Below are 8,005 nucleotides of genomic sequence, written 5' to 3' on the forward strand. Positions count from 1 at the left end.
CATGAAAGAGCTAAAGGCAACGCTTTATGACATAAAAGGCTATTTCATCCCAGGCGCGCTCTTTCTCTGGGGTATCGTGGAGCTGATTTCGCAATGCGGGTACATGCTGGACGCCTCCCTTCAGAAGCTTCCATCGTCGTTCATGGCCGTCGCTGCGGTATCGCTATCCTATGTGACAGGACATGCCCTCCATACTTTGGCGAATGCAACCATTGACAAAATGCAATGGTCTCTGTATCCGCCCAAATTCTACTTTGATGAAGCTTTTAATTCTGACTTCTCGGTGGAGCAGAGACAGGCTTTGCAAGCTTGTATTGGCAAGGTGTTCCGGGGAGCCTCGTCGGAATACTCTGGGGACAATACAGTTATCAGAGCATCCTATTGGGCGTGTTTTCAGTACGTTATGGCCAAGCAAGTAGACGAGCTAGACAACTTTTTAAGCCTAACCGGATTTTATCGCGGAACCACAGCTGCATTCGGAGCGACTGCCATCATTTACGCCGCTGCGTTTACTTGGAGGCCAAGAATGACTATTGCTGGTGTAACTGTGGTATCAGCAATCGCCTGTCTAGCTTTTTTCACCAGGGTTACGAGGTTCAACCACTACCTTGCAAAAACTGTGTACGCAAATTTCTTGCATCTGGCGGAAGTCCAGACCGCCCCAGAATCATAGGGAAATCAGCTTCGTAGTCGGTCTTTTCTCCTTCAATCCCTGCAATTTGAACCTAGCTCCTCTAACCATTCAATTATTTCTTGCGGTACCCACGGCGCATCCTCAATGAAGAGGCACGGCCCACCAGCGTTATTGGTTGCCCAAAATACCATAAAGTAACCTTTCTCCTTAGTGACGACATCGCACCATCTCCACTCTTCGCTCAACAGGTCGATGGTGTTCCCCTCGCTGATGGGGATGCTCCGCAGGTCGTCTCCATCTTCGACAACATACCAGTTCCCGCCTAAGGTTATGTTTAAATCATCCTCCATCTGTGCCTGTAGGTCAGCGTCTTCTCCGTGGCATTACTACTGGTTCGCTACTCGGTTGAACATTTCCGACACACCTTCCGTTGCTTGCTTTAAGTCATCGGAAGCATGATGGGCATAGCGTTGGGTCATGGCTATGTCTTGGTGTCCAAGCAGCCTTTGCACTGCATAGAGATCGGCACCAGATGAGACGGCAACACTCGCGAATGTATGCCTCAGGTCGTGGATGCGGAAGTTTTTGATTCCTGCGACGGTACAGGCCTTATCAAAAGGGTTACGCAGATCGTAGACATAGGGCTTCTTTGCTCCCTTTCTGGATGGGAATACATAATTGCTATCTCGGGTCCGCTCCTCCTGATCTTTCCTACTTTGAAGATCGGTCAGGACCTCCTTGGCTCTTGTATTCAAGAAGACGGTTCTGCTCTTGTCATTTTTGGTCTTCGGGAGATAAAGGCGTGCCTCTTCAAGTCTGACATTGGCCCACTCCAAGGACATGACTTCCTCCCGTCTGCACCCGGTGTACATCAGCAGCCTGATCGCCGACACCGAAAGTCGATCATTTTGCTCCTCCAATGCGGCAAGGAATCGCGGGATTTCTTCTTTGCTTAAATACCGTTCCCTCAAGGGGCCTTCGTGGAATTTTTCCTGGTCCTTAGCTGGATTCTTTTCAAGCATCTCCCACTTGACGGCGAGGTTGAACATTCGTTTCAGCGTAGTGAGAAGATGGTTAGCTGTGCATGCTGTGGTACGCTCTTTCTCCTTGGCATGTACAGAGGCGACGTCTTTTGGGGTGATCTGCTTCAACCGAAATTTGCCTATGATTGGATTCAAGATGCGTTCTATCTGCCTTTGATCATCATCCCAAGTCTTTTTATGAGCCTTAGCATGGGGAAGGTAATGCTGCTTCGCAAACTCTTCAAAGGTCAGATCCGCCCGAACCTTTCCCCTCTCGGCTGCCGGGTCCTTGTCTCTCGCCAGCAGGCCTTTGTGCTCCATCACCCTGAGCCTTGCATCCTGGACGGATACCGCAGGGAACTCTCCAAGGGACAGGCACATCTTCCTCCCCAGGAAGCGATACCGGTGCTGAAAGAACCGGCGACCGTTCTTGGATACCCTGAGGTGAAGGCCAATGCACTCTATGTCTGCATACTCCATTTCCCTTGATGCGCTGGAAGGGTCGTGTGCTGGTAAGGCCTCTATGGCCTTTTTGGTGAACGGAAATTTTCTACTGGTGTTAGCTCTGTATTCCTGCATGTTTATCTCCTCTCTGTGTTAGGTTTTAGGCGCGTCCCCTACGCTAGCAGATGCGCTAGGCGATCTCTCCTATTCATAGCGTCGATCAGCGTTAAGGTTTCCAAGGGTTCTGGTCCTCCTCCGATCCGGTAGGAACTAGTGATTCTTCGATTGACGTAGGGTAAACTCAAGCTGGTTGTTCATCCAATTGCGAACAAGCCTCTCCCCAAACGCAGTTTTCTACGCAGTCCCGAAGGTTTCCCAGGATTTCAGATTTTCAGGTTCTCAGAGAGACAGGCTGGTTGGGGCAGGTTAGTGGCGCGGGTGGGCGGGGCAGGTGCGAGCCTGACAGGGCCGGGAATCTGCAAAACTGCGAATCTGGCCCCCAGACTGCTGCATCCCTAGGGGGTGGCCATGGGTAGGGCCGGGGGGTGAGCTATGGGGTGTTTTAGAAGCTCGTAAACTTTGGCTCCTCGTTCCCGCACTGCGAAGCCCCATCGATGTATAATGGGATCGTTCCCAGTGTACTTCTCAAGGACCTTAAGTGCGGCTCTCTGGCTGACGGCAGCACGCTCAGAAGCAGCAGATACTAACTTCATCTTTAAATTGATGCCTTCCTTGATACACCCTTCCAGGACAGTTATGATCTCAGCATCAGTCAACTCCATGGCAGCTTGCTTTAGTGGCGTAAGACGTTCGTGGTCAACCTCCTGAACAGATAATAATAAATCATCATAGCTAACACTGTCTTCTATTGAATAGCTGTATGCAGCAGCGAGAGCAACCGTGCCACGTCCTTTAATCCGTTCAAATTCAACTACCTTTTCTTTCCTGTTAGTGTCATTGACTATTGTAGTTAATATGTATCCACAGTCGAAATCGTCAATTATGTCCGTAGTACCTGAATATTGAATTTTACCATCTTTGCCTGGATTCTTATTAGTATGTGACAACGCTATCACTGTGCCGCCTTTGAGTATGAACCGTCTTACGGCCTTGGTGAATTCGGTACTTTTAGCTTTATGCATTGTGTCAACAAACTTTTTAAGCGTGTCTAATATAAGTATCACTCCCTTTGCAGCATCGGTTGTTATCATAGCTTCCATCGCTGTTCTAAATTCTCTAGCTTTGAAGTCGTTGTAGCCATCCGCCACCATTTGGAAGCCGTATTCCTGTGCTATTCTTGCCTTCACCACTAGCCCCCTACTGTCATCGTCCATATTGAGGTATATGAGCTTAGATGGGTCAAACTTACGCGATTTAATTCCTTCAACTATGAGATGCAAAGTAACTAATGTCTTTCCAGTATTCTGCTTTGCATAAATAACGGTAGCCTGTCCCATAAGCGCCAGGTTCCCCAATACGGAGACTTCATCTACTGCGTTTCTTTCAAGTTCCCCAACATCTTGAATGAAAAATTTGGCAAGGGGATTATCTGTCTTGAGGTGGGCGGAGACGGCATGAGTGACACGGCTTACGACCTCATACTGACAGGGTTCAAATGCAGCACCTAAGATGTCCGCCACATTAGCACCGGTGTCACGTGCCATCTTTATTAAAGTGCCAATTGTCAAGGGATTGGGTACATCCAGACGGAATGAACGCCACTTGGTCTCAATGTCTTTGGTGCCGCTATATTTACTCCCCTTGCTACTCCACAGATCAACAAGTGCTAGACCTTCATCACTTCCTCTTGTCTCGTGATATACGGCCATGAGCACACTTCGCCAGTCATCATACCCGCTGTCAGGATCAATCTTTTGCAGCAAAGATTCAATTTGAATTAACAAAACATCATCTGATTCCACAGGGACACTTCTTGCTATTGGTGATGGAGCCACTTTAACTTCTGACGGTGCAGGCCTTCCATTGTGAATATAAACAGCATCAATGAACTCTTGCGATGCTGTTGTTAAATCATTCTTACTCTCCGTGCGATTTTCGATGATATATTTTCCTGTGCTCGGCGGCAAAACCACCATAGTGCGGCCGGTTTTGACATCCAAGCGAGCAGGATGCTTCTCGGAACTGTGCGAATCAGTCTTAGCTACAGTATCCGTACTGCGGCGGAAGTAGTGATGCTCACCCTTTTTCGTCTTCACTACCAATTTCGGGGTCAAACAAAAGCGGGACTCAATCTCTTTAATGGCCGCTACTGACTCCGGGCCGTCGGCGTCAAATACAATAATCTCTGCATTTACAATAAATCCTATTTCGTGAGATGGATTTTTGGTCCAGTAGTCGTTTACTTGGTTTGGCCCAAGATCGCTAAGCCACGGGTCCCATTTTACGGCGGGCAGCTTGTTGCCTGGAAGGACAGGTATGACGTCGAATCCGTACCCGCACCAATACATCGCTGCTCTTCGGTAATCTGCTACATTTTCAAACCAATCAGCTGATCCGACTAAGGGTCTTGCTTGGGGTACAAGTGGGGAAGGTGCTACAGGGGATGGGGATGCAATGTTATCTGACATATATTCTCCTTGGAGGTGGAACTACGTGAATTCAATCGCAAGGGGATATGCCATTAAAACAGTATCCCCTACGCAAACGGCTGATTTTTGTCCGGTAGAATGTCCGGACCCAATGCCACTTGGCGCAAGGAAATCCTTCTTTGGCTGTTCAACTCCGGTAGATGAACTGAAGGTTAATTCAAAACTTTGGCAGTCTGTTTCAGGGTTTAATTAGCTCTTTCTTTTCATTTTGCTGTCCTTTCCATGCGGTTTTCTTGTTCCCCTAGAGGACATTACGTAAGGGTTAGTCCAACGGGTTGTAACTAGCCGACATCATTATACAAAAAAAAGCAGGAAACTTGGTCGATATGGCAAGTTTTATACTATTTTTTAATATATAATTTTACACTTTATTCTGAGGCTACCGATATTGATTGATTCCTCGGTTTCCTAAATTTACCTCCCACGATGCAGTTGGTGATTTCGACTACTGGTGACAGCGGCGGCAGTTATATGTTTATTTCCGTCCTTTGCCAAAGATATCTTTCAGCACCTTGAATACCCCTGCCGCCACGAGGAAACCAACCATCCCAACATCATATCCGCACCCCCCTGATACACCGCATGCACAGCAGAACCACAACCAGCCCTTATCAATTGCGGTAATCTTCGTCAGTATCCAGGTTATGACTATCGGGGTGACGACGTTTTTCATTCCTCACCCACCTGCCCCGGATCGGGCGGCACGCTGCAGGGGGTCGTCGCCGCCGCCTCCGTGCCATCCACCTTGCTTGTCACGGATTTCCCAAAGGCGAATCGGTTCTCTGCCCCGGTAGCCTCGACGACCAGACCTTCCTTCAGGAGAGCGGCCATGAGGAACCCTGAACTGTTCGCCGATTTCCCCTTGTACAACGGATACAGGGCTTTAGACGAAACCGGCTCTCGATACTCCGCCAGCACTGTTTCAACCTCCCCAAGGAAAATCCAGTCCTTGTTGAATAGTCCTTTCCCGGAGTTTCCGACCAGGCTAATCATCAGTCTTTTCTCTTCGTTGCACCCTATGTTGTAGGTCAAGGTTGACCGACCCGACAGGGACTGACAAGTACCGACTCTCTCGATTTTGATTTCTTTGTTCACGTATTCCTCCTATGTTTGGTGCGGGTGCTTTCATATAAGATGCTCAAATTACCGTTACCGTCTCGTCATGCGTTTCCAGCAGAAAAGTCCCGTAACTATCAGGGCCAGCAACGCTAGTACCTTCAGGGTCGCGGCAAGAAGCATGACCATGACCGTGAGAGCTCCTAGCCGCATAAGGAGCATGGCGAGAAAAATGGCGCACAATGATGCCCAGATCATATAGTTCCTCCTATTCAGTTGTGTGTTATGTGGATTGGATATTTCTTGGGATTAGGCACAGTTAGAGAGTCCGGGTGATTTCCCAGGTATCGAGCCCTATGTTGATATATTCCTGTTCGTCAAGGTGGTGGTCGATGGCGATTCTGACCTCCTCCCGAGCAAGGAGTAGTTCGTCTGCATTCAAGGCCAAGGCTTTTTCTCCTAACCGTTGTGTTATGGCTAACAGGATAGTCTCCATGGTTATTGAGAATACTGTTTCAGAGGGGTCAACAATCGTGGATAGGTGCGTGAATATCTTTTTTTGTTGCATACTGACTCCTTTTGTTAGCAAGAACAACAAAAGCCCCAGTGACCGAGATGGTCAAAGGGGCTTTTTATTGCCTTTTCCGATATAATATTAACTAACTAAAAATACACCTCACAGCGTGCAGCTTAATATATTATTTCAACATCACGTCCAATTGCCTTTCTAGTGTCTCGACTTCTACTATTGATTGATTGATGTCTCTAATACTCGATCTAATTTCTGAGCCTTGAGCTGTGGCAACGAGTTTTTCCAACTTAGAATATTCACCGTAATACGCAATTAGTTTGCTATAAAACATTTTGTATTTCTCAGGAGGATTTTTCAATTTCCCCATTGTATCTTGTAGTTTTTTTGAGTTTAGCAGCTTAATTTTTTCTGAGTGGTTGCCATATGATTTTTCATATACAGAAAGAAACATTGAGTCCAAGGTCTGAGGAGACATATACCCTGATGCCTCTAACAATATAGAATATTCAGAAAGCATCTTGCCGCAAATTACCAAATTTTGTGATATGTGCTTATATGCTTGTTTTGAATTATCCAGATACTGACTACTGTTATATTTACTAACAGCGCCATACAACCCGATCACTAGCATCAACATCAGTACATATTTGGCTTTATTCATAAACCCTCCAGTAATCATAATTTCAGCAACTTAGACTTCTGATTCTCGAACTCTGCTTCGGTTATAATACCTTTTTCTTTTAAATCATGAAATTTTAATAATTTCGCGTGTACATCATCAGATTCGTTATTTGCACTCTTTGCTTGGGATGCACCTGACTCTTTCTTGGTGATATTTTTGTACACGCCAAGACCCGCACCTATTGCTGCACCTGCCAGTGGACCAATAACCGGCAAAGGGATAGCAACTACTGCACCGACTGCTGCACCAGCCGCTGCATCCTTTACCATGTCTGAGCGCATAGCTTCCTTGCCTATTTTCCCCGCTTCATCAACCGCTACACCCGCACGCGTCTTAGCCCATTCCGCAGCAATTTTCGCATCTTCATGATCAACTTTCCCATCCCCATTCAAATCACCAACGAGGACAACCGTTGCAGAAACCGCATCTTTGACCTTCCCAGCCAGATCATTTAGCTTCTCACTCATGCCGCACTCCTGATCATGGTACCGTAGTTAATGAGCACAAATGTAACCACTTATGCAGCCAATAGGCTGTATTGTCAATAACAATTAATCCTGTTTGTTCGTGGCTGGCTGAATCTTGAGTCTGTATTCTCTGCGAAAAGGATATGGGCTATGAGCAAAGTTCTTACTGACATTCAAATTGGTCAAAAAATTAGGGAGTTTCGACTCCAGGCGGGGGTTACGCAGGAAAAACTTGCGGAGGAGCTCGGGATCACTTTTCAGCAAATCCAGAAGTATGAGCGGGGTGTTACGAAGGTAAATCTGGTCAAACTGCAACAGTTGGCAGAGACATTAAAAATCCCCATATCCGCCTTTTTTCAGGATGGGTCTCACACAGCCTTTCAACTCAACGATATAGAAAAACAGGTACTTGCTGCTTTTAGAAAAATCCGATCGGAAACCCACAAAAACAGTGTGCTTGATATTGTCCTAGGCTTGGCACGTGACCTGTCTTCGCAATAGAGGACACGTTAAAAACCCTTATGCTGCCATCTTAAACTCCTGCTGTTCGAACTCTTCG

At 47.0% G+C, this 8,005-nt stretch carries 10 protein-coding genes; 2 read left to right on the forward strand and 8 right to left on the reverse strand.

Annotation, left to right across the window (positions count from 1 at the left end; translation table 11 throughout):
• The first annotated feature begins 1 nt into the window (after window position 1).
• Window positions 2–673: a hypothetical protein gene (locus tag JFN90_RS18195; RefSeq protein ID WP_199396539.1), complete on the forward strand. Its 672-nt coding sequence runs from the start codon at window positions 2–4 to the stop codon at window positions 671–673.
• Window positions 674–705: 32 nt separating this feature from the next.
• Here JFN90_RS18195 and JFN90_RS18200 read toward each other — a convergent pair whose 3' ends face one another.
• From JFN90_RS18200 to JFN90_RS18235, 8 genes are all read right to left on the reverse strand, one after another.
• The gene (locus JFN90_RS18200; RefSeq protein WP_199396540.1) at window positions 706–984 is read right to left on the reverse strand and encodes a hypothetical protein; all 279 of its coding nucleotides are present in this window, start codon (window positions 982–984) and stop codon (window positions 706–708) included.
• Between the two features lie 36 nt (window positions 985–1,020).
• Window positions 1,021–2,235: a tyrosine-type recombinase/integrase gene (locus tag JFN90_RS18205; protein WP_199396541.1), complete on the reverse strand. Its 1,215-nt coding sequence runs from the start codon at window positions 2,233–2,235 to the stop codon at window positions 1,021–1,023.
• A 380-nt stretch (window positions 2,236–2,615) separates the two neighbouring features.
• Complete coding sequence (locus JFN90_RS18210; protein WP_199396542.1) at window positions 2,616–4,688, reverse strand: PriCT-2 domain-containing protein; 2,073 nt, start codon at window positions 4,686–4,688, stop codon at window positions 2,616–2,618.
• Between the two features lie 496 nt (window positions 4,689–5,184).
• On the reverse strand, window positions 5,185–5,382 hold the full coding sequence (locus JFN90_RS18215; protein WP_199396543.1) for a hypothetical protein: 198 nt from the start codon (window positions 5,380–5,382) through the stop codon (window positions 5,185–5,187).
• Window positions 5,379–5,804 (reverse strand): hypothetical protein, encoded by a 426-nt coding sequence (locus tag JFN90_RS18220; RefSeq protein WP_199396544.1) that lies wholly within the window; start codon window positions 5,802–5,804, stop codon window positions 5,379–5,381. Before JFN90_RS18220 ends, JFN90_RS18215 begins: the two co-directional genes overlap by 4 nt.
• Before the next feature lie 280 nt (window positions 5,805–6,084).
• Window positions 6,085–6,333, reverse strand: coding sequence for a hypothetical protein (locus JFN90_RS18225; RefSeq protein ID WP_199396545.1), 249 nt, complete (start codon window positions 6,331–6,333; stop codon window positions 6,085–6,087).
• Between the two features lie 130 nt (window positions 6,334–6,463).
• Window positions 6,464–6,958 (reverse strand): hypothetical protein, encoded by a 495-nt coding sequence (locus JFN90_RS18230; RefSeq protein WP_199396546.1) that lies wholly within the window; start codon window positions 6,956–6,958, stop codon window positions 6,464–6,466.
• Between the two features lie 14 nt (window positions 6,959–6,972).
• On the reverse strand, window positions 6,973–7,446 hold the full coding sequence (locus JFN90_RS18235; RefSeq protein WP_199396547.1) for an SHOCT domain-containing protein: 474 nt from the start codon (window positions 7,444–7,446) through the stop codon (window positions 6,973–6,975).
• Window positions 7,447–7,596: 150 nt separating this feature from the next.
• Between JFN90_RS18235 and JFN90_RS18240 the strand changes: the two genes are divergently transcribed.
• Complete coding sequence (locus JFN90_RS18240; protein WP_199396548.1) at window positions 7,597–7,947, forward strand: helix-turn-helix domain-containing protein; 351 nt, start codon at window positions 7,597–7,599, stop codon at window positions 7,945–7,947.
• The last annotated feature ends 58 nt before the right edge of the window (window positions 7,948–8,005 follow it).

Source organism: Geomonas propionica, assembly GCF_016458235.1.
GTDB lineage: Bacteria > Desulfobacterota > Desulfuromonadia > Geobacterales > Geobacteraceae > Geomonas > Geomonas propionica.

Bases quoted from the DNA above. Each gene is read 5' to 3' on its own strand.
- JFN90_RS18195 (WP_199396539.1), top strand. From the start codon at position 2: ATGAAAGAGCTAAAGGCAACGCTTTATGACATAAAAGGCTATTTCATC.
- JFN90_RS18200 (WP_199396540.1), bottom strand. From the start codon at position 984: ATGGAGGATGATTTAAACATAACCTTAGGCGGGAACTGGTATGTTGTC.
- JFN90_RS18205 (WP_199396541.1), bottom strand. From the start codon at position 2,235: ATGCAGGAATACAGAGCTAACACCAGTAGAAAATTTCCGTTCACCAAA.
- JFN90_RS18210 (WP_199396542.1), bottom strand. From the start codon at position 4,688: ATGTCAGATAACATTGCATCCCCATCCCCTGTAGCACCTTCCCCACTT.
- JFN90_RS18215 (WP_199396543.1), bottom strand. From the start codon at position 5,382: ATGAAAAACGTCGTCACCCCGATAGTCATAACCTGGATACTGACGAAG.
- JFN90_RS18225 (WP_199396545.1), bottom strand. From the start codon at position 6,333: ATGCAACAAAAAAAGATATTCACGCACCTATCCACGATTGTTGACCCC.
- JFN90_RS18230 (WP_199396546.1), bottom strand. From the start codon at position 6,958: ATGAATAAAGCCAAATATGTACTGATGTTGATGCTAGTGATCGGGTTG.
- JFN90_RS18235 (WP_199396547.1), bottom strand. From the start codon at position 7,446: ATGAGTGAGAAGCTAAATGATCTGGCTGGGAAGGTCAAAGATGCGGTT.
- JFN90_RS18240 (WP_199396548.1), top strand. From the start codon at position 7,597: ATGAGCAAAGTTCTTACTGACATTCAAATTGGTCAAAAAATTAGGGAG.